At 67.1% G+C, this 20,048-nt stretch carries 19 protein-coding genes and 1 tRNA gene; 6 read left to right on the top strand and 14 right to left on the bottom strand.

What is annotated here, in order from left to right:
- The first annotated feature begins 167 nt into the window (after positions 1 to 167).
- A complete protein-coding gene (locus tag AC36XV_RS01830) occupies positions 168 to 785 on the top strand; it encodes a sulfotransferase family protein (RefSeq protein WP_492201974.1) in 618 nt (205 codons plus the stop codon).
- A 49-nt stretch (positions 786 to 834) separates the two neighbouring features.
- Here the strand turns inward: AC36XV_RS01830 and AC36XV_RS01825 are convergent, their stop codons facing one another.
- Positions 835 to 3,297 carry a sulfatase family protein gene (locus tag AC36XV_RS01825; RefSeq protein WP_492201973.1) on the bottom strand — a complete coding sequence of 821 codons (2,463 nt, stop codon included), beginning with the start codon at positions 3,295 to 3,297 and terminating at the stop codon, positions 835 to 837.
- 16 nt (positions 3,298 to 3,313) lie between these two features.
- Positions 3,314 to 5,803 carry a sulfatase family protein gene (locus AC36XV_RS01820; protein ID WP_492201972.1) on the bottom strand — a complete coding sequence of 830 codons (2,490 nt, stop codon included), beginning with the start codon at positions 5,801 to 5,803 and terminating at the stop codon, positions 3,314 to 3,316.
- Positions 5,804 to 6,063: 260 nt separating this feature from the next.
- Here AC36XV_RS01820 and AC36XV_RS01815 point away from each other — a divergent pair, with 260 nt between their 5' ends.
- On the top strand, positions 6,064 to 6,750 hold the full coding sequence (locus AC36XV_RS01815; protein ID WP_492201971.1) for a DUF6962 family protein: 687 nt from the start codon (positions 6,064 to 6,066) through the stop codon (positions 6,748 to 6,750).
- Positions 6,747 to 7,790 (top strand): aldo/keto reductase, encoded by a 1,044-nt coding sequence (locus AC36XV_RS01810; RefSeq protein WP_492201970.1) that lies wholly within the window; start codon positions 6,747 to 6,749, stop codon positions 7,788 to 7,790. The genes AC36XV_RS01815 and AC36XV_RS01810 overlap by 4 nt, the downstream gene beginning before the upstream one ends.
- Before the next feature lie 84 nt (positions 7,791 to 7,874).
- Here the strand turns inward: AC36XV_RS01810 and AC36XV_RS01805 are convergent, their stop codons facing one another.
- Both AC36XV_RS01805 and AC36XV_RS01800 read right to left on the bottom strand, forming a co-directional pair.
- The gene (locus AC36XV_RS01805; RefSeq protein WP_492201969.1) at positions 7,875 to 8,420 is read right to left on the bottom strand and encodes an HdeD family acid-resistance protein; all 546 of its coding nucleotides are present in this window, start codon (positions 8,418 to 8,420) and stop codon (positions 7,875 to 7,877) included.
- Between the two features lie 93 nt (positions 8,421 to 8,513).
- Positions 8,514 to 8,963: a copper chaperone PCu(A)C gene (locus tag AC36XV_RS01800; protein ID WP_492201968.1), complete on the bottom strand. Its 450-nt coding sequence runs from the start codon at positions 8,961 to 8,963 to the stop codon at positions 8,514 to 8,516.
- A gap of 203 nt (positions 8,964 to 9,166) precedes the next feature.
- Here AC36XV_RS01800 and AC36XV_RS01795 point away from each other — a divergent pair, with 203 nt between their 5' ends.
- Both AC36XV_RS01795 and AC36XV_RS01790 read left to right on the top strand, forming a co-directional pair.
- On the top strand, positions 9,167 to 10,726 hold the full coding sequence (locus AC36XV_RS01795; protein WP_492201967.1) for a M20/M25/M40 family metallo-hydrolase: 1,560 nt from the start codon (positions 9,167 to 9,169) through the stop codon (positions 10,724 to 10,726).
- Entirely contained in the window at positions 10,723 to 11,340 is a 618-nt protein-coding gene (locus tag AC36XV_RS01790) for an NADPH-dependent FMN reductase (protein ID WP_492201966.1), read from the top strand. Before AC36XV_RS01795 ends, AC36XV_RS01790 begins: the two co-directional genes overlap by 4 nt.
- A 69-nt stretch (positions 11,341 to 11,409) precedes the next feature.
- Here AC36XV_RS01790 and AC36XV_RS01785 read toward each other — a convergent pair whose 3' ends face one another.
- The 3 genes from AC36XV_RS01785 to AC36XV_RS01775 form a co-directional block, all read right to left on the bottom strand.
- Positions 11,410 to 12,903: a serine hydrolase domain-containing protein gene (locus AC36XV_RS01785; protein WP_492201965.1), complete on the bottom strand. Its 1,494-nt coding sequence runs from the start codon at positions 12,901 to 12,903 to the stop codon at positions 11,410 to 11,412.
- A 32-nt stretch (positions 12,904 to 12,935) separates the two neighbouring features.
- Positions 12,936 to 13,613 (bottom strand): M23 family metallopeptidase, encoded by a 678-nt coding sequence (locus AC36XV_RS01780; RefSeq protein ID WP_492201964.1) that lies wholly within the window; start codon positions 13,611 to 13,613, stop codon positions 12,936 to 12,938.
- 333 nt (positions 13,614 to 13,946) lie between these two features.
- Positions 13,947 to 14,020: transfer RNA gene (locus tag AC36XV_RS01775), tRNA-Arg, on the bottom strand.
- Positions 14,021 to 14,146: 126 nt separating this feature from the next.
- On the opposite strand from AC36XV_RS01775, the gene AC36XV_RS01770 reads away from it, so the two are divergent.
- Positions 14,147 to 14,452, top strand: a complete 306-nt coding sequence (locus AC36XV_RS01770) for a hypothetical protein (protein WP_492201963.1) — start codon at positions 14,147 to 14,149, stop codon at positions 14,450 to 14,452.
- A 48-nt stretch (positions 14,453 to 14,500) separates the two neighbouring features.
- On the opposite strand, the gene AC36XV_RS01765 is transcribed toward AC36XV_RS01770, so the two are convergent.
- The 7 genes from AC36XV_RS01765 to AC36XV_RS01735 form a co-directional block, all read right to left on the bottom strand.
- Positions 14,501 to 15,685: an acyl-CoA dehydrogenase family protein gene (locus AC36XV_RS01765; RefSeq protein WP_492201962.1), complete on the bottom strand. Its 1,185-nt coding sequence runs from the start codon at positions 15,683 to 15,685 to the stop codon at positions 14,501 to 14,503.
- Positions 15,686 to 15,897: 212 nt separating this feature from the next.
- Positions 15,898 to 16,233, bottom strand: a complete 336-nt coding sequence (locus AC36XV_RS01760) for a hypothetical protein (protein ID WP_492201961.1) — start codon at positions 16,231 to 16,233, stop codon at positions 15,898 to 15,900.
- Positions 16,217 to 17,251 carry an isocitrate/isopropylmalate dehydrogenase family protein gene (locus tag AC36XV_RS01755; RefSeq protein ID WP_492201960.1) on the bottom strand — a complete coding sequence of 345 codons (1,035 nt, stop codon included), beginning with the start codon at positions 17,249 to 17,251 and terminating at the stop codon, positions 16,217 to 16,219. Before AC36XV_RS01755 ends, AC36XV_RS01760 begins: the two co-directional genes overlap by 17 nt.
- Complete coding sequence (locus tag AC36XV_RS01750; protein ID WP_492201959.1) at positions 17,251 to 17,769, bottom strand: hypothetical protein; 519 nt, start codon at positions 17,767 to 17,769, stop codon at positions 17,251 to 17,253. Before AC36XV_RS01750 ends, AC36XV_RS01755 begins: the two co-directional genes overlap by 1 nt.
- A complete protein-coding gene (locus tag AC36XV_RS01745; protein WP_492201958.1) occupies positions 17,766 to 18,485 on the bottom strand; it encodes a hypothetical protein in 720 nt (239 codons plus the stop codon). The genes AC36XV_RS01750 and AC36XV_RS01745 overlap by 4 nt, the downstream gene beginning before the upstream one ends.
- A 50-nt stretch (positions 18,486 to 18,535) precedes the next feature.
- A complete protein-coding gene (locus tag AC36XV_RS01740; protein WP_492201957.1) occupies positions 18,536 to 18,733 on the bottom strand; it encodes a hypothetical protein in 198 nt (65 codons plus the stop codon).
- Positions 18,726 to 20,015, bottom strand: a complete 1,290-nt coding sequence (locus AC36XV_RS01735) for a LeuA family protein (protein ID WP_492201956.1) — start codon at positions 20,013 to 20,015, stop codon at positions 18,726 to 18,728. The genes AC36XV_RS01740 and AC36XV_RS01735 overlap by 8 nt, the downstream gene beginning before the upstream one ends.
- Positions 20,016 to 20,048: the final 33 nt, after the last annotated feature.

Raw genomic sequence — 20,048 nt, 5'->3', positions numbered from 1 at the left:
TCCGACGTAGGCGAAGGCGGTCGAGGGGGTCGCGAGGATGAGAAGGACGACGACCGCCAGACCGGCGAGGTATCCCGCTGGACCGGGTCTCGCGCTCGCGCACCGTGCCGCGCGACCCCTATCATCAGGGCGCGGAGTCCGACGCTCGAAACGGAGGGGAGATCCTCGTGTCATCGATCGCCCGCAAGCTGTACAGGCGCCTCAGGTACGGCGAGCCCCTCACGGTCGTCTCCGGGCTTCCGCGCTCCGGCACCTCGATGCTGATGCAGATGCTGGAAGCGGGTGGAGTGCCGATCGCCGCAGACTTCGAGCGGGAGGCGGACCGGGACAACCCGGCAGGCTATTACGAGCTCGAGCGGGTCAAGAGCCTCGACCACGGCCGGGAAACGGACTGGCTCGCGGGCGTTCGAGGCAAGGCCGTCAAGATCGTCTCCCACTACCTGCCCTACCTTCCCGACGCCAACAACTACCGCGTCATCTTCGTGCACCGGCACCTGGACGAGATCCTCGCCTCCCAGTCCAAGATGCTGAGTCGACGCGGCGAACCTGCCGGGACCGACGACGAGCGCCTGAAGGAGCTCTACATCGACCATCTGGCCAGGGCCGCCCGAGAGCTCGCGGCGCGGCCGTGCTTCGACACCCTCGATGTGCAGTACGGAGCGACGATCCTGGACCCCGTGAGCGCCGCGGCCGCGATCGCCCGATTCCTCGGCGGTTCGCTGGACGAAGCGGCCATGGCGGCGGTCGTGAACCCGGATCTGTACCGGAACCGGGCGGGCCCCTGAGCCACTACGGTGTACCGAGTTCTCGCTGCGCGTCACCAGGACCTCATCGTCACTGTATGTAGCCCAGGGATCTGAGCGTCTCCAGCTGCTCGGGTGTGAGCTCCACCTGCCCTTCGGACGGAGCGATCAGCCGCCGAACGGATTCGTGGGCCGCGCGCTGCCTCTCGAGAAACTCGGTGTACTTTGCCACCAGCTCAGGATGCTCTTCGTTGACGTTGTGGGTAGCCAGCGGATCTGCATCCAGATCGTACAGAAGCAGGCGGGGAACCTGCGGGTCGTGCAGCCGCGCGGCCCGCTGCGGCCCGTCGGGTCGGAACTCCACCGAGTCGGGGATGTCGGGATAGACCTCGAGCGAGGCCCCCCAACGGCCGTCGATGACCTCGATGTGCCCCCATTGGAGACCGGACTCGAAGTCCTTTTGGTACTGCTCGAGAATGACGGGACGCTCCTCCCAGCCACTACCACCCGTCATCAGGGGTACCAGCGACTGGCCCTGCATGACGTCGGGCGGCGGAAGGCCCGCCAGCTCCAGCACGGTGGGAAGGAGATCGATCAGGGAAACCCGTTCCGTCACACGCAGGCCGCCCTCGAGACGCCCGGGCGCGATGATCAGCAGGGGTACCCGGCTGCGGTACGAGTCGAGGAAGGCGCCCTCCCACGGGTCGGGGGCAGGCTCGATCAGCTCACGCCCGAAGCGCGAGTAGCTGCCCGCCGGGTGACCGTGGTCTGCGGTGACGATGAGGATCGTGTTCGCCCACTCGCCGCTGGCCTTCAGGGAGTCCACCAGCAGGCCGATCTGTGCGTCCTGGTGCGTCATCGTCTCGTCGTACAGGTCGCGCTGCGTGGCGAAGAACGTCCGCCGGTCGACCCCGATCGCATCGAGACCCGCGTGGAAGGCCCCGGAGACGTCGCCCGTCTCCTCGTACCACAGACCCTCCCGGCGAAGCTCCTCCCACAGCTTCTCCCACCAGATCTCGAAGCTGTCGCGACGCTCCGGCTCGACGTACAGGCCCGCGTACGGCGCCACCGGCCAGTGCGGTTCGTGGACGTCCGTCGTCTGAAAATGGACGAAGTACGGTTGCCCCGGGAACGCGGTCCGCCACCGATAGAAGTCGCCGCTCAGCTCCTCGGATGACGCCGAGTTCGGATTCGTCCTCCGCTCTCGCAACACATCGATTCCCCGTCCGCCGGTGCTGGCCATGCCGGACCAGAAGTTCGAAGTGAACACTGCGGTTTGGTAGCCCGCACGGTGAAAGTGCTGTCCCATGGTGGTCGCGGCCGCCGGGAGAGAGTCCCAGTTGCCGGCCCCGAAGGCGCTCTGGTGCAGCGAGGTCAGGAAGGAGGAAGTCGAGGGCCGGGTCCATGCGCTGTTGCTGCGCACGCGCTCGAACAGGACGCCTTCAGAAGCCAGACGTTCCAGATTCGGAGTCGTCGGACGCGAGTACCCGTACACGCTCATGAAGTCGGCGCCGCCGCCATCGATCACGTACAGGATCACGTTGGGTAGCGCTCCAGGCTCTTGACGGCCGCTCAGCGTCGGCGCGCCCCAGAGTCCGATCGCGCCAGGGGTCTCCGCAGAGACTTCGAGGGCGACGTCCACGCGCTCGCCCGCCCAGCGAGACAGATCGGCCGAGACGTGGCTCCACGCCTCGGGATCCGAAACCGTTTGCTCGGTGACGGTCTCTTCCTCGTCTCCGTCGAGAACGCTCACCCGGAAGGTCACCGGCACCCCGGACAACACAACGGCCAGGGCGGCATCCAGTCGTGCGTCCTCCGGCAGACGTACCGGAAACGCGATCCTCCCCGGGGCGTGAGCGAACAGTGCGGGCCGGCGACGACCCTCTCTCCATTCTGCCTTGACGCCCGCCCCGCCAAACTCCGCGAACTCGCCCCTCTGCGAGACCGCGGAGACCGACAGGACTTCGAGAGACCCCGGAGCTTCGGCGAGGAAGCCGACGCCGATCCACTCGATCGGTGGAGCGTCCGACCACTGCCGGGGCACCTCCAGCCTGTAGGTGTGGACGTTCCCGTCCCGGATCAGGGGGTCTCCGTTTACGAGCACGCGGTCGCCGGCCTGGACGACGAAGCCCACGCGGCCGACCGCCTCCGTCGCCCGGGCCCGTATGACGACGTGTGACCAGTCGGCGGCGATCCACCCATCGACGGGCACGGTCGCCACGGCGGAGTAGCCCAGGCCCTCCACCCGCTGACCCTCGCCGGCCGTGATCAGGAGCCCGTCCTGCCCGGCCTCGAGACGCGCTGGCTCCTCGGGTAACCACCGTGCCCGCCCCTCGTTGGCAATGCCGACCCAGCTCCCGATCAGGTCGTCACCGAACCAGTCCACCGAGCGTACGACGTCGGCGGGCACCACGGAACCCGTGATCGTCGCGTCTCCCAGATGTTCGTCGAGGTGGAGCACGCGGCCGTCGGCCTCGAGCGCTGAGGGTCCGCGCTCGCAGGAAGCGACGAGGAAGAGCAGGGGAAGCAGGCCTGCCATCGGATTCGGCTTCACGGGTTCTCCGTTTCTCCTACTGAATGTAGCCCAGGGATTGCAGGGTCTTCAGCTGCTGGGGGGTGAACTGTACCTCGCTGCCCGGAGTGAACCGCTGCGCCAGGGCCTGGTGGGCCTCCCACTGCGCTTCGAGGAACGCGGTGTACTTCTCGACCAGTTCCGGCCTCTTCTCGTGCAGGCTGTGCAGAGCAAACGGGTCATCCCACAGATCGTAGAGCAGCAGGGGAACGGGGCGCCTCCACTCGGCATCCTCCTCGGTCTCGTCCTCTTCCGGGGGCCACGGATTCACCTCGAGGGACGCCCCCCAGCGACCGTCGATCACTTCGATGTGGCCCCTGAGCACCCCGCCCGCCGCCTCATCGACGCGAAACTCGTCCAGGATCACCGGCCGGGTCTCCCAGTTCCCGGTTCCCAGCAACAGGGGGGCCAGCGACTGCCCCATGGCGACCTCGGGCCGCGGCAGGTTCAGCAGGTCGAGAAGCGTGGGCAGAACGTCGAGCATCGAGACCGGATCGCTGAATCTCTTTCCGCCGGCGATGTGACCCGGCCAGATGAACATGAGGGGAACGCGGGTGACCGTGGCTGAGAGCATCGGTCGATTCCAGGCCGGCGGCAGCGAGTCCTGCATGGCGATCCCCTGGTTGCTGCCCGCCGCCTGGATGCTGTGGTCCGCCGCGACGATCAGCAGGGTGTTGTCCCATTCGCCGGCCGCCTGCAGCCGCTCCACCAGCTGGCCGATCTGGTAGTCGGTGAACGCCATGGACTCGTCGTACAGACCCTGCCACACCTCGAAGAACGCGACCCGGTCAATCCCCGTCTCTTCCCAGCCCGCGCCCCGCAGCCATCGGCCATCCTCGGTCTCCCTCAGGCTGTCGCTCCACGCCAGCCACATCTCCCGCTGCTCGGGGCTGACGAACAGGCCGGCGAACCGCGCGCCGGCGGACGCGCCCTGCGGTCGGTGGGTATCGGTGGTCTGGAAGTGAACCCAGAAAGGGTGGCCCGGATACGTGTCCCGCCACTCCCAGAACCGGTCGTGCAGGACCTTCGATCCCTGCTTGTGGTTCTCGCGCCCGTAATAGCTGAACTCTTCCCAGCTCTCCTTCATCACGTCGACGCCGCGCTGCAGGTGGCTGAGCGTGCCGGCGTTGGGATTGGCGATGAACACTCCCGTCTGGTAGCCGGCCCCGTGCATGTGCTCGGCCATCGTCGTGATCTGCTCGGGCACGGGATCGGTCAGGCCCGTCTGACCGCCCATGACGCTGTTCTGGAGCGAGGTCATGAAGGAGGCCGTCGACGGCTTCGTCCAGGTCGAGTTGCTGTACGCCCTCTCGAAGACGGCTCCCTGGGCCGCCAACCGCTCCAGGTTCGGCGTGGTACGGCGGTTGTATCCGTACAGGCTCATGAAGTCCGCCGCCCCGCCGTCGATGACGTAGAAGACCACGTTGGGCCTGGCCTGAGTCGTCGCTCCGGTCAGAGTCGGCGCAGCCCACATCGCCACCGTGCCGGGCCTCGGAGACTCGGCCTCCAGAGACAGGTCCACGGTGCGACCCGCCAGGGCGGAGAGATCGATCCGGCGCTGACCCCAGTGTTCCTTGTCCGCGTAGGTCTCCTCGAACACCGGCTCCGGATCTCCGCCGCCGGACGCCGCGGTGACCCGGAAGGTCACCGGCGCGTCCTCACGCAGCACTCCGAGTCCCAGGTCCAGCCGGCCGTCGTCCGGGACCCGCACCCGGTACGTGACGCGTCCCGGCGTGTGGGTGAACAAGAGGCGCCGGTAGACCCGATCTCGCACCTCGCTGTGCACGCCGGCGGACTGCCCGGCGTAGGTGGCCTCCTTCGGGACCACCGCCACGGAGAGGATCTCGACGCTGGCCGGCCCGGACGCCCGGACTCCGAGAACGAGCTGTCTCCACGGCCCCTTCCAGCGGCCTCCGGACCAGTCCGCGCGCAGGTTGTAGGTCTGGACGGTTCCGTCGTGGATGACGGGGGCAGTCTCGCCCGTGTACTCGACGGGCCGCGCACCCTCGTCGCCCTCCCCGCTATCGATCACGTTGAACCCGAGCATGAGTCGCATACCCTCGACGTCGGCCTCGGAGCGGGCGCGCACTTGGATCCAGGCCCAATCGTCCCGCGTCCAGTCGGGGAGATCGACGTAGATGACGCCGAGCGTCCGGTCGTTTTCCTCATTGGCCGTGTCCATCTCGGCCAGCGTGAGCCGAAGCGCGTCCTCCGTTTGCAGAAGCTCCGGCCGGCGCATGTCGGGCGCCCAGGGCTCCAGCACCTTCCAATCCGGCTGCGGTTCCTCGAAGTTCCACTCGACGGGCCGCTGATACTCCTCGGGCACCTCCGACCCCTCGATCCGGGCCGCGGGTAGCTGGTCCTCGAGATGGAGAGCGACGTCGGCGGTTAGAAGAGTGCCAGTTTCCTGTGAGCCACAGCCGAGGAGCGGAACGACCGGCAACAGCACCAGGATCGCCCCATGCAGGGACAGTTCGAACGAGCGCATACGGGTCCTCCTGCCGGAGATTCGGCCGAAGTAGCGTGGGGGGCGTATTTTCCACGTGGGATGTTCGCCGCGTTCGGCGTGGTCCCACCCGCAATGCCTCGGGATACCGGGGGCCTCGAGAGATCTCCCCGACGCGTCATAATATGGCCATATTGCAGAGGATGCGACTCGGGAGGCACTCGCCCGGGCGGTCGCACGTATGGCCCGTCGCCAGTACTTTCGCCTCCGCGTCGTGTCCGAGGCGCTGAACCGGAGGACCCGTGAACCTGAATCCGATCCCCACCGAGCTGACGACGGGAGCGACGGACGCCGTCCTCGCCCTGCTGGCCCTCGGGTGCATCCGATGGCTCTGGAACCGTCGCGAACCCGACCCGGCGCGCATCACGCTCTGGGTCCTGGTTCTGGGGCTCCTCGCCGTGGCGTCGGCGCTTGGAGCCGTGGCACACGGTTTCGACCTCTCCGATCGCGCGACCTTCTGGCTCTGGCAGCCGCTCTACCTCTGCCTGGGCCTCGTCGTCGCCCTGTTCGCGGTCGCCTCGGTGTACGACGGGATCGGACCCGAGCCGGCCCACCGGCTGCTGATTCCGGCGCTCGTCGTCGGCGCGGCCTTCTATCTGGTCACCCTGGCGTTCCCCGGCACGTTCCGCGTGTTCGTGTTGTACGAGGCGGTCGCCATGCTCTTCGCGCTGGCGGTCTATGCGCGGCTCGCCGTGCAAGACGGGGAGCCGTGGGCGTGGCTGATGGTCGTCGGCATCGCGCTCAATATCGTGGCGGCGGGGATCCAGGCTGCCGGAACGGTCCGCCTGACGCTGGTCGTCCCCTTCGATCACAACGGAGTGTTTCATATCGTGCAGATGGCGGCGATCCTGGTGCTCGTAGCAGGCGTCGCGCGCGGTCAGCAAGCCGGGCAGGAAAGCACACCACCGATGGGAGAAGAAGCTCGATGAGGTATAAGCTGCTTGGAAGAAGCGGACTCCGCGTATCGGAGCTCGCTCTCGGCACCATGACCTTCGGAACGGAGTGGGACTGGGGGGCCACGAAGGCCGAGAGTCGGAAGATGTTCGACGCGTTCGCCGAGGCCGGGGGCAACTTCCTCGACACCGCGAACCGCTACACGGAGGGCACGAGCGAGAAGTACGTGGGCGAGTTCATCGCCTCCGACCGGGACCACTGGGTCGTGGCCACCAAGTACACGCTGTGGACCCGGCGGGACGACCCGAACTTCTCCGGCAATCATCGGAAGAACATGGTGCAGGCGCTCGAGGCCAGCCTGAAGCGGCTGGGCACCGATTATATCGATCTCTACTGGGTGCACGCCTGGGACTCGACCACGCCGGTCGCCGAGGTGATGCGGGCCCTGGATGACATGGTCCGGGCGGGCAAGATCCTGCACGTGGGGATCTCGGACACGCCGGCATGGATCGTCTCTCGCGGCAACACCCTGGCGGAGCTTCGCGGTTGGAGCCCGTTCACCGCGCTGCAGCTCAGGTACAGCCTGATCGACCGGACGGCGGAGCGTGATCTCCTCCCGATGGCCCGCGCCCTGGACCTCGCGGTCACGCCGTGGAGCGTCCTCGGAGCCGGAACGCTCACCGGCAAGTACAACCGGGAGGAAAAGCCGTCCGAAGGGCGCGCGAAGGATGGGGCGGCAACGGACGAGCGCAACCTCGGCATCGCGGCGGCGGTGGTCGAGATCGCCGACGAGATCGGCTGCACTCCGTCCCAGGTGGCCGTGAGCTGGGTGCGGCAGCAACCGGGCGTGATCGTGCCTCTGGTCGGCGCTCGCAACCTGGATCAGCTGCGGGACAACCTGGGCTGCCTGGACGTCACGCTCGACGGAGATCAGCTGGCGCGGCTCGATGAGGCGAGCCGGATCGACCCGGGCTTTCCTCACGACTTCCTCGCCCAGGAGTACATCCGCGACCTGATGACCGGCGGAACCTTCGACCGGATCGACAACCACCGGATCGATCGGTCCGGCGCCTGAGACTGAGCCTCGCCAGGTACCCGTTGGGCAGGCGCGCCGGAGCCGCTCGCGGCCCCGGCGTGGCCTGCCCGATTCGAGCCCGCGTCAGACCGTGGCCGCGTCGAGCTCCTTCTTCATGCGGCGGAGCCGGAAGCCCAGCATCAGCTTCAGAATCCCGCTCATGAACGCGTAGAGCGCGATCAGCCAGGCGACGGCGAGTGCGCCCGCGCCCGGCCGCACGAGGAGAAAGACCCCGAACACGATCGAGATCACCCCGCTCAGGGCGATGGCCCATTCGCCGACCACTTCCTTGCGGATCTGGATGGCGGCCATGATCTCGCCGACTCCCCGGATCACCGCCCAGATGCCGATCAGCCACACGAGCGCCAGCGCGGTGGCCCCTGGCCTCGCCAGGGCGTACAGGCCCACCACGACGCTGAGCAGCCCCAGGAGGATGTAGGGGAGCCGCTTCTTCTCGCCGAACGCCATCATCAGGGCCGCGAAACCATCGATCAGCGCCCAGATCCCGAAGAACACGATCAGCACGAGGAGCGTCAGTCCCGGGAACGAAAGCGCCCCGAGACCGAACAGCAGCGCGAGCACGCCGCGAATCGCGAAGGACCACCAGGAATCAACGAGAGCCTTGAGCATGAGCCTCTCCCTCTCGAGGGTCTGAGATGACCGCCCGTCCCATCCCCGCACGCCGGACAGTCCAAGATAAGGCCGTCATCCGCGGTTGTCCCGTCACAGGGGTCGGACGGGGGCCCGAATCGTCACGGAATCCGCATCGTCGAAACGCAGAACGAGCTCCAGTGTGTCGCCCTGGGTCAGGGGCCCGACCCCGAGGAGCATGAGGTGATAGCCCCCGGGCTCCAGGGTCAGCTCCCCTCCCTTCGGAATCTCCACGCTCTCGACCTCTCCCATCCGGGCCAAACCGGACTCGTCGATCACCGTCCGATGAAGCTGCGTTTCCCGGGCCCGATCGCAGTCCGCTCCGGTCAGGCGCCACGGGGCGTCGGTCGGGTTGCGGAGAATCATGTAGGCGGCGCTGTTCGCACCCTCTCCGGCGCTCGCGCGCGCCCATGCGCCCTGCACTTCGACGGACGTGGCGGTCGGTGGCGGGCCGGAGCAGGCAGCGAGCAGGAGACAGACGCCGGCTGAGATCACCCATCTCGACTTCGCGAGTCCGGTCATCGGAGGCCCCTTCCGGTTTCGAGGTTCGATCGCGACTCTCGCGGCCGGCGCGATCCATTTCACCCGTTCAGTGTATCGTTCGCTCACCCGGGGTACGAGCCCGAACCCAGCGGCCGGTGTGGACCGCGTGGCCGGCCTTTACCTCGTACCGGGATCCGGCGACATTCGCCGGAGTCAACATCCTGAACTGGAGCACTGACCGCATGAGATTGTGTCTGAATGCGCTTGCCGTGGGCCTCTTGCTGTCCGTCGCGGCGACGTCGGCCCCGGCCCAGACGTTTCCGACCGATGATCCCGTCATCGAACGGATCTGGATAGAAGGTATGGAGAACTCCCGGACTCCCGTCCTCGCCCAGGCCCTCATGGACTCGATCGGTCCGAGATTGGCGGGGTCCCCGGGATTCGAGGCAGCCGGCGACTGGCTGCTGGCCCTGTACGAGCGCTGGGGGGTGCCGGCGAATCGCGAAGACTACGGGACGTGGACCGGGTGGAGGCAGGGCATTCTGCACGCGGACCTGGTGGAACCGCGCACCCAGACGCTCGAGGCGGAACTTCTCGCCTACAGCGCGGGCACGGAGGGTTCCGTGGAGGGAGCGGTCGTGACGCTGCCCTCCGACCTCTCGGAAGAGAACCGGGCCGACTGGCTGGCGACGCTCGCGGGCAAATACGTGCTGGCGTCGCCGCCGGAACCGATGTGCCGCGCCCGGCAGGAGCTCGAAGCCCACGCGCGGCCGGAAACGGTGGAGAGGCTGGACTCCACCCGGGTGGCCTTGCAGCGTGACTACGCGAATCGCCTGCGGGCCCTCGGGGGTCGCCGGGAGGCTGGACGGATGCTGGAGGAGGCCGGCGTGGCCGGGATTCTCGTCTCGTACTGGTCCGGCGGGTGGGGAGTCAACAAGATTTTCTCGGCGCCCTCCCGAGATATCCCCGCGATCGACTTGTCCTGCGAGGACTTCGGCATGCTTCACCGGATGGCGGAAGCCGGCCAGTCTCCGCGAATCCAGGTCGACGCCCGGGCCGAGTTTCTCGGAGAGGTGCCCCAGTTCAACATCATCGCGGAGCTGCGCGGCACGGAGCTGCCGGACGAATACGTGATCCTCGGGGCCCATCTCGATTCGTGGCACGCCGCCACCGGCGCCACCGACAACGGCACCGGCACGATCATGATGCTCGAGGCCATGCGGATCCTGAAGGAGGCGTATCCGTCGCCGCGGCGAACCATCCTGGTCGGGCACTGGGGCGCGGAGGAGATGGGTCTCATCGGGTCCCGGGCCTTCGTCGAGGACCACCCGGAGGTGATCGAGGGCCTGCAGGTCGCGTTCAACCAGGACAACGGCACGTGGCGGATCGAGCGCATCGAGGGCCAGGGCTTCCTGGGCGCCGGCGCTCACATCGCCGCGTGGATGTCGCTGGTCCCATCGGAGATCAGCCGACACGTGACGCTCGAATTCCCGGGGGCACAAGAAAACCGGGGCAGCGACCACTCCTCCTTCGTCTGCATGGGGGTGCCGGCCTTCCGGCTGCAGTCCGACTACGAGGAATATCGGCAGTACACCTGGCACACGAACCGGGACACGTACGACAAGATCGTCTTCGATGACCTGAAGGAGAACGCAACGCTCGCGGCGATACTGGCCTACGCCGCCTCCGAGGACCCCGGCCGCGTGCCGACGGATCGGGCCCTATTGCCGATCGATCCGGCGACGGGCGAGCCGAGAGCGTGGATGCAGTGCGGCACCGCGCGACGGAGCCCACGAGGGTGAACGCGAACGTGGAGGGCCAGCCGATGGCAGAGGAAGGAATCCGGATCGCGGTCCTGCTTGGATCCGTGCGGCCCGGGAATTACACGAGCAAGGCCGCCGCCCTCGTGGTGGACGAACTGCAGAAGAGGGGCATCGCAGTCGACGTCATCGACCCCCGGGAGATGGAGCTCAACCTCCCGGGAGGAGATGCGACACCGGATGCCGAGCACATGCAGAAGCTCGTGCGCGACGCGACGGCTCTCGTCGTCTGCACGCCGGAGTATCACGGAGGCCTTTCGAGCGTCATCAAACTGTTGATCGAGAACATGGGGTTCCCGTCCGCCATGAGCGGGAAGCCGGCCGCCCTGCTGGGCGTGGCCCAGGGACGCATCGGGGCGATCAAGTCACTCGAGATGTTGCGCTCGATCTGCTCGCACGTGGGCTGCCACGTGATGCCGGCCACGATCTCGGTCGCCAACGTCCGGAAAGTATTCGACGAGGATGGCCACGTGCTCGACGCCGCCGTCGAGAAGAGCGTGCGGGGCCTGGCCGTAAACCTCCTCGACTACCTGCACCGCCACGTGTGTCCCCTGGTCACCATCGAAGCGATGGCCCGCGAGATGTCGCCGGTGTGAGGGTACCCTGCGCAGCGGATCCGGCGACCGTTGACGTTAGCCGCCCGATTCGCCTGCCGCATCAACGGCCTACAGGGGCTCGATTCCCGAAGCGACCAGCCCCTTCAGGAGTCGTGCGATGGCCAGGTGCCTGCCGTTGTAGTCGTTCCCACCGGTCGTGACCAGAACCAGGTCGAGTGCGGGAACGATGAAGATGAACTGGCTGCCCCAACCGTTCGCTACGGTCACGTCGAGGCGTTCGCCGCCAGGGCCCGCTACCCGCGTCTTCCACCACAGGTAGCCGTAGCCTTCGAAGGTTTCGCCCGTCTCCGCGACCCATGCCGTGGACCGCTCGATCCAGGCCTCGGCCATCAGGCGGGTTCCGTCCCACACGCCGCCGTCCAGCACCAGCTGCCCCACCTTCGCCAGGTCCCGGGGACGGAGCTCGAGGCTGCCGTCCATCAGGTTGTAGCCGTCCGTCTTGAGTCCGTCCCAGTCCCAGCGGTCGATGGCAAGGGGCCTGAACAGGGCGGTCCGCGCGAACTCCTCCGCGTGCACACCGGTGGCCTGGCGCAGCACCCCGGCGAGCAGGTCCACGTTGGCGCTCACGTAGTCCCAGTCCTCCCCCGGGATCCCGGAGACCCGGCGAGAAAGCACCCGCCGGAAGAAATCAGGACCCGTTCCATGCAAATCGGCGGCTTCGCGCGGGCTCCAGTCCAGGGCCATGGTCATCGTCAGCAGGTGTCTGAGCGTCAACGCCTCCCAGCCCCCGCCGGGGGTGATCTCGTACTCGGGGCCGGAGAAGAAGTGCTCCAGGAGTACGCTCTCATCCGGGATCGCGCCGGACTCGATGGCGAGACCGACCAGCAGCGAAGACACGCTCTTCGTGCACGAGCGGAGGGCGTGAAGATCGTCGGATCGATAGCCGTGAAAGTACTCTTCGAGCACCAGCGCACCCCGGCGAGCGACGAGCAGGGAGTGAAGGATGCCCGCTTCGCCGGCGATGACGTCGCGGACCAGAGCCTCTAGGGCTTCCGAAGAGATTCCGACTTCGTCCGCGGTCGCGACAGGCCATCCGTCCGACCCCTCGGCGGGCGTGCGATACTGGTAGCTGCCCCCGATCTCCCCTGAACGTGCAAGGAGTGCTGGATAGCGCTCACGGGGTCGAAACCGAAGTTCTGCGTCAGCGGAAGTCCCGTCCGGATACTCCAGCCGCGCATCCAGAAGCCCATCCGAGCGGATCGTCCCTACCATCCGAACGCCGCTGCCCATCGACACCCGGAGCTCGCCGTCCGTATACGAAGCGGTGCGGCAGGGCGTCTCGGTGACCTTCAGACGCCCCCGAACGTTGTGCACCACGCAGGTGAGCGTCCCGCTCGATGTCCGGGAGAACTCCCAGAGAAACTCATCTCCTCCTGCCTCCAGCCGCCACACACCCCCGGTGATCGCCGGTTGTGAACCGTCCTGGGCATGGCACGGCTGGAAGAACGTGCACGGCAAGGCCAGCGCGAGAGCGTACAGCAGGACACTCGGTCTCAGACCCCGAACACACAGGATCGAGCTCTGCGCACGATGGCGCCTCATCGGAGACTCCAGCGATCAGATCCGACTACGCCTCAGTTGCAGACGCCCGCGGAGTAGGACGAGCCCACGGCGAGCCCTCCCCGCGAGTCCAGGGCCCCGTCCGCGTTGCTGAAGCTCACGGGCACGGTGTACTCGCCCGTCTGCCACGAGCACATCCCCGACCGCAGGCAGACCTGGAAGTGGAGGTGCGGGATCCCCTGGGTGTCGCCGGAGCTCCCCGAATAGCCCAGAAGTCCGCCCTTTGGAACCCAGTCGCCCATTTCGACGACGATCCCGTCCTGCTGCATGTGAAGATACAGCGAGATCGTCTCGTCCTCGTGACGCAGCGAGACCATGTTCTCGTGGCCTCCGGTCCGATCGTCATCCGGCCAGTGCTCTCGAAGCTCGACCACCCGCCCGGCCCGGGCCGCACGGATCTCGGTGCCGAGGGGCATGAGGAAGTCGTAGGCGTGCCGAATGTGGTGACTCCACCCCGAAGGCGAGCAGTACGACTGACTCACCTCGTGCGCTTCGCCCTCCTCCCACGGCAGGCAGTAGGGCGATTCGACAGGATCGTCGAACACGGCCTGGGCGAGGCATTGCTGCTGCGTGGCCGGAGCGACGGCCTGCGGCTCCGGATCGCCCGGAGAGTCGCCGCCGCATGCGGCGACCGTGAGACTCCAGCCGAGAATGAATGCCGCCTTCGCCGGGTGCCTCATCTTCGTCCACATCCCGACCTCCCCTCTTCCAGAGCCAATGGCGCAGGGGCCAACCGGAAGGACACGCGACGCCGCGGACACGTTTAGGAAGCGGCACCGCCGAGGCGAGCGCAGGATCCCGCTCTCGAGGGCACCTCTTCCTGGAGCGAGCATCGGTGGGCAGATCGGATCGGAGCCCGCTGAACACCTCCCACCGCGCCGCTCGCGCAAGGAGGGGGTGTCCTCGAAGTACGCCCGGAGGGACTCGCCGCTGCGCAACGCGCAGCATTCCGAGCATCGCCGAAGGCGAGCGCAGGACCACCCCCGATGCACCGAACGGAGGAGGGTGGTACGACCACGTTCTGATACGCCCGGAGGGACTCGAACCCCCAGCCTTCTGGTCCGAAGCCAGACGCTCTATCCAATTGAGCTACGGGCGCGTGGAGGCGACTGGATGCTACGTTTCGTGTCCGCTTTTCACAAGCGGATGAAACTCCCGCGGGACGCGAGGCGTAGGATCCGTCGTCGACGAGAGCCCCCGGGGCGCCTGCGGGAAGGGAGTCAGCATGCCGTACGCGATCGCAGAGCTGATTGCGATTCTCACGATGGTATTCCTGATCGGTACGTTCATCCTGTTATTCCCGATCAGTCGCCGCCTCGGCAGGGCCATCGAGGAGTGGATCAAGATCCGCAGGGAGAACTCGCCGGAGCGTGACCTCCTCGCCCGCGTCGAGGTGGAGCTCCTGGAGCTGAGAAACCAATTCGATGCCCTGGACCAGCGGGTCGACTTCCTGGCGGAGCGTCAGGAGTTCACCGAATCTCTCATCGACCAGAAACGCCGCACCGCACTGCCACCGGACGCCTCGGACTAGTCTTCCGGGGCCTCGGGGACCCGTAAGCTGTTCCCGTCCTCGAGATCCCTACTCGAACGCCGGAATCCCGGTGATCTCCATCCCCAGGATCAGCCCGTGGATGTCGTGCGTCCCCTCGTACGTGTACACGGACTCGAGGTTGGCCATGTGCCGCATCGACTGGTACTCGATCAGAATGCCGTTGCCGCCGAGCAAACGCCGCGCTTCCCGCGCGCACTCGCAGGCCATGTCCACGTTGTTGCGCTTCGCCATCGAGACCTGTTGCGGCGTGAAGGTGCCGGCGTCCTTCAGACGGCCGAGCTGCAGCGCCAGGAGCTGGGCCTTGGTGATCTCGGTGAGCATCTCAGCGAGCCGGATCTGCTGAATCTGCGTCGCCGCGATCGGCTTCCCCCCGAACTGCACCCGGTTCCCGGCGTAGTCCACGGCCTCCCGGAAGCAGGCCATGGCCGCCCCGATCGCGCCCCATGCGATCCCGTAACGGGCCTGCGTCAGGCACATCAACGGGCTCTTCAGGCCCCCGCTGTTCGGGAGAAGTGCGGAATCGGGCACCCTCACATCCTGCAGGACCAGCTCGCTCGTGTCCGAAGCGAGGAGGGACAGCTTTCCTTCCTGGTCCTTGGCGCTGAACCCGTCCCGATCCGTCTCGACGATGAAGCCGCGAATGGACGAGGGGTCGTCCAGCTCGCCGGTCTTGGCCCAGATGATCGCGACGTCGGCCATCGAGCCGTTCGTGATCCACATCTTCGCGCCGTTCAGCACCCACTCGTCTCCGTCCTTCACGGCCCGGGTGAGCATGCCGCCGGGATTCGATCCGAAGTCGGGCTCGGTGAGGCCGAAGCACCCGATCTTCTCGCCCGTCGCCAGCTTCGGGAGCCACTCCTTTCGCTGCTCCTCGCTTCCGAAGGCATAGATCGGATACATGACGAGGGCGCCCTGCACCGACGAGAACGATCGAAGCCCCGAGTCTCCGCGCTCGAGCTCCTGGTTGATGATCCCGTAGGCCACGTTGTTGAGGCCGGCGCACCCGTACTCCTCCGGCAGGTTCGCTCCGAAGAAGCCGAGCTCGCCCATCTTCGGGATCAGCTCCGTCGGGAACGTGTGCTCCATGTAGTGGCGATTGATGATGGGCATCACTTCCTCGTCCACCCAGTCGCGCACCATGTCCCGAACGGCCCTCTCCTCCTCGGAAAGGAGGCCGTCGATATCGTAGAAATCCACGCCCTCGAAACTCATTTCACCCTCTTCACAGCTGTTAAGGTCGATCTCAGGCAATTCCTCGGTGCGCAAATCCTATCGCGGGACGCGGCCGGCGGCCAGCATCGGCGCCGGAATCGAGGGGGAGAACGGAGTAAAGGGTATTCTCTCGGCTACCCGACGGCTTCGCGGGCTCGGAGCCAGACGTCGTCGGGGATGTCGCGCGGCCGTTTCCAGCGAGCCCTGGCGCCTCAGACTCCGCGCTGGCTCCGAAGGTAGTTGCGGATCAGCACCCGCCCGATCCGGGAGCCGAGATAGTAGGCCGCCAGCAGCGGGAGGGCCCAGGCGTAGACGGGAAGGACTCCGCCCGTGTCTCCGATGAGAATCCAGATCAGGAACGGCAGGGTGATGAGCCCGGCGATCAGGTGCTGCCCGCGGCGCGCTCTTCTCTCGAGCTCGGCGCCACACGAGGAACACCACCCCCAGCGATCGAGGGAGGAGAGTGGCTCCCGCCCTCCACACCGTCGGCAGGCGCCGCTCTCCGCATCGTCCGGATCGCGCGCCTGGACGTCAAACGGTCTCGACATCGGCCTGCATGGCTTCGATCACCGCGTCGGCGAAGTCGGTGGTGCTCGCCGTGCCCCCGAGGTCCCGCGTCAGCGTCGCCCCTTCGACGATGACGGACTTCACCGAGTCCCGGATGTGGCTGGCGGTCTCACCGAGGCCCAGGTGATCGAGCATGAGACAGCCGGCGAGGAGCAGGGCCGTCGGGTTCGCGATGTTGCGGCCGGCGATGTCCGGAGCCGATCCGTGCACCGCCTCGAACATCGAGACGTCCTTGCCGACGTTGACGCCCGGGGCGAAGCCGAGGCCGCCGACGAGGCCCGAGGTCTGATCGGACAGGATGTCCCCGAACATGTTCTCCGTCACGATCACGTCGAACTGGTATGGATCGAGCACCAGCTGCATGGCGGTCGCGTCGACGATCCGGTCCTCGAACTCGATCGCACCGGCGTAGTTCTTGGCCACGTCCCGACCGACTTCGAGAAACAGCCCCTGCGTGTACTTGAGGATGTTCGCCTTGTGCACGAGGGTGACCTTCTTCCGGCCGTGCTGCAGCGCATACTCGAACGCATATCGAACGATACGGTCGGAGCCGTACCGCGTGATCAGCATGACCGACTCCGCCACCGCGCGCGGGTCCTGCCGCATGCCGATGAAGTGCTCGATACCCGCGTACAGGCCCTCCGTGTTCTCCCGCACGATCACCAGATCGATGTCCTCGTATCGCCCGCCCGGCACGAAGCTCTGCGTCGGCCGCACGTTCGCGTACAGATCGAAGTGCTTGCGCAGGGCGACGTTGATGGATCGGAAGCCCGCCCCGATCGGCGTCGTCAGCGGCCCCTTGAGACAGACGCGGTTCCTCTCGATCGAGTCCAGGGTTTCCTGCGGAAGGAGGTCGTGTCCGTGCTCCGCGGCCGTCAGGCCTGCCTCCTGCCGGTCCCACTCGATCGGCGCCCCGGCGGCTTCGAGAATCCGAAGCGTCGCCTCGGTGATGCCCGGCCCGATGCCGTCCCCCGGCACCACGGTGACCGTGTGTGTCATCAGTTTCCGCCCTTCACGTACTGCGGGCTGTATTCGTAGTCGGCGGTTTCCTCGCCGTACTCGATCAGGTCCAGGATGTAGCTCGGCCGCTGCGTGCCCTCGAGCCTCGCCTTGGCCACGAGATTGATCGCTCGCGGCCACGTGAGGCTGTTCAGCGTGGACCGCGGAAGCATGGCACGGGCAACCATGCGGCCCCGTCCGTCCACGGTGGTGACCCTGACTCCGCCGACTCCCGACCAGGACTCGAACACGTCCTGCGTCTGGGGCGAAAAGAGGTAGATGAACGGACCGACCTTGGCCCAGGTGGCGCCTCCTCGGCGCAGCTGATCGGCCGACTGGCGGACCTCGACATCCACCACGTTTCCGTTCAGCGAGACCTTCGGGACTTCCCCGTACAGCCCGGCCAGGTCGGAATCGGCCGGGAGCCGCAGCTCGTCGGACGTCGAACAGGCGGTCAGCGACAGCGCCGTCACGGCGAGCAGTCCCGCGAGCCCCCCGGATCGCAGCATTCCCCTCATGGCGCCAGCTGCTCGGCCATCCGGGCCGCCAGGGTGGCGAGGAGCGAACCCGACTCGGGCGTTCCGGGGTCTCCCGCGAACTCTCCCAGCCACAGGACATCCGAGCGTCGGATGTCGACCAGCGCCGTGAGCAGGTAGGCGCGGCGGGCCGGCGCCACTGCGTCCCCACCCGCGTACGCCACCTCGGATCCGGAGCGGCCCTCGTCCGTCGGTTCCGTCTCCACGGACAGTCGTATCGGGACGACCAGATAGCGGGTGTCGTAGAGCGCCGCGAGACTGCGAAGCTCGGAGTGCAGGGGCTCCGGGATGTACTTCCGGTCCTCGATCGGAACGAGCAGGGGACGGTAGGCCATCCGGTCGGGATTGATGTCCAGCGTAGGATTCCGCTCCATCGTGCGCCGCAGATCGGACGGCAGCACCCAGTCCTCTCCCGAGCGCCGCTCGCCCAGCGCGAACTCGAGCTCGGCGTCCATCGCCCGCAGCGCGTCTTCCTCGGTCCGCGCCAGCCCGGGCCAGCTCCCATCCTCGAGTGGAAGCGTCGACTGTACCGGCGTCAGGATCACGGTCGTCCCGTTGGGGAGGTGCGGGACCGCGTCCTGGCCCGTCGCGATCCCGGGAAGCGTGAGCGCGAGGCCCAGAACCGCAACGGCGACACGAGCCGTGGCCCGTGCCGCATCTCGCGGCCGATTGCAGGTCGTCCATCGTGTCGATTTCATGATACGCGTGGTTACACCGGGGGTCGGAAAAGGTACCATCCTATCGGGGCTCAGGGCGTTCGGCCACCTGCGGACAGACACCGGAGGCCGACGGCGGCCGCGACGAGGCCGGCGACGGCGAGGACCGCCGCTGCCGCCGGCCGATCGATCGCGATCAGGGTCAGCGAGGCGAACACGGCCGTGAGTCCGAGCATGAGCGCGGACAGGCAGGCCAGCTTCCGCCACGACGTCCGGTCACGCTCACGCATCCGGCCCCCCGGCCGAAGGTTCCGAGACGGGAGGAGCGAGTCCCGCGGCTTCCTCCCGGCAGGCGGCGATCTCGTCCTCGATCTCTTCTCGGGTCAGCGTGTGATCGCTTCGCTTGGCGAGCGCGAACACGGCATCGCACAGCCGGTCGTCCTCGGGATCGTATCCGTTCTCCCGCAGCCAGTAGCGCACGTTGCTCAATCCGGAGACGGGGGACACTTCGATCGTCTGCTCGAGCCCGAACAGCGCAGCCGGCACACCGCTGTACACCCGATCGACCAGCCACTCGTCGCCCATCCTCATCGCCTTGATGATGGCGGACGCGTGCACGCCGGTGCCCGTCCGAAAAGCATCGCTACCGACCACCGGGTACGAGTGAGGGATCTCGACTCCGCACATCTCGGCCGCCAATCTGCAGTAGTCCGGAAGGCGGCGCAGATCCACGTCGTGCACTCCGAGCAGCTTGAGGTTGACCAGGAGCAGGTCCATGGCCGTGTTTCCGACGCGCTCGCCGATCCCCAGTGCCGTGCCGTGGACGCGGTTCGCTCCCTCCTCGATGGCTGCGAGGGCGTTCGGCATCGCCAGCCCCCGGTCGCGGTGTCCGTGCCAGTCGATCTTCACGTCTTCGCCCGAGTCGAAGATGATCTTCCGCACGAACCTCACCAGCTGCCGCACGCCGAACGGCGTCGCATGTCCCACCGTGTCGGCCAGGCAGATCCGGCGAGCTCCGCACTCGATCGCCGTGGTGTAGAGGGCTTTCAGAGTCTCCGGCCGGGACCGGGTCGTGTCCTCGGTGACGTACATCACGTCGAGACCCTCTCCGACCGCGAATCGGACCGCCTCCTCGGTGGTGCGGAGAAGCATGTCGAGATCCCAGCCCTCCGCGTACTGGCGGATCGGCGAGCACCCGATGAAGGCCCCGACTTCCATCCTCAGTCCGGTGGCCTGGGCCACATCCACGATGGGCGCGATGTCGGCCTTCACCGTGCGGGCCGCGCAGTTCGGAGCGATCGGCAGGTCCTGCTCGACGATTTCCCGGGCGAGGGCGATGACGGCTTCCTGAGCGCGTGGGCCTGCGCCCGGAAGGCCGATGTCCGCGGACTGGATGCCCATCTCCGCGATCAGGTGGAGCATCTCGATCTTGCGATCGATCGGGGGGTCCTTCACGGTCGGGTTCTGAAGCCCGTCGCGCAGCGTCTCGTCGTCGAGTTCGACGTGCGCCCCCGCATAGGCGAAGCTGCCCGGGAGCCGGTTCCAGTCGTAGATCAGGTCGTTGGGTTCCAAGACACCTCCCGGTGCGCCCGGCCGTCGTGCTGC

This window comes from Candidatus Benthicola sp. (assembly GCF_058719085.1).
The sequence above is the reverse complement of the archived record's forward strand: the minus strand, read 5'-3'. Positions and strand labels throughout refer to the sequence as shown.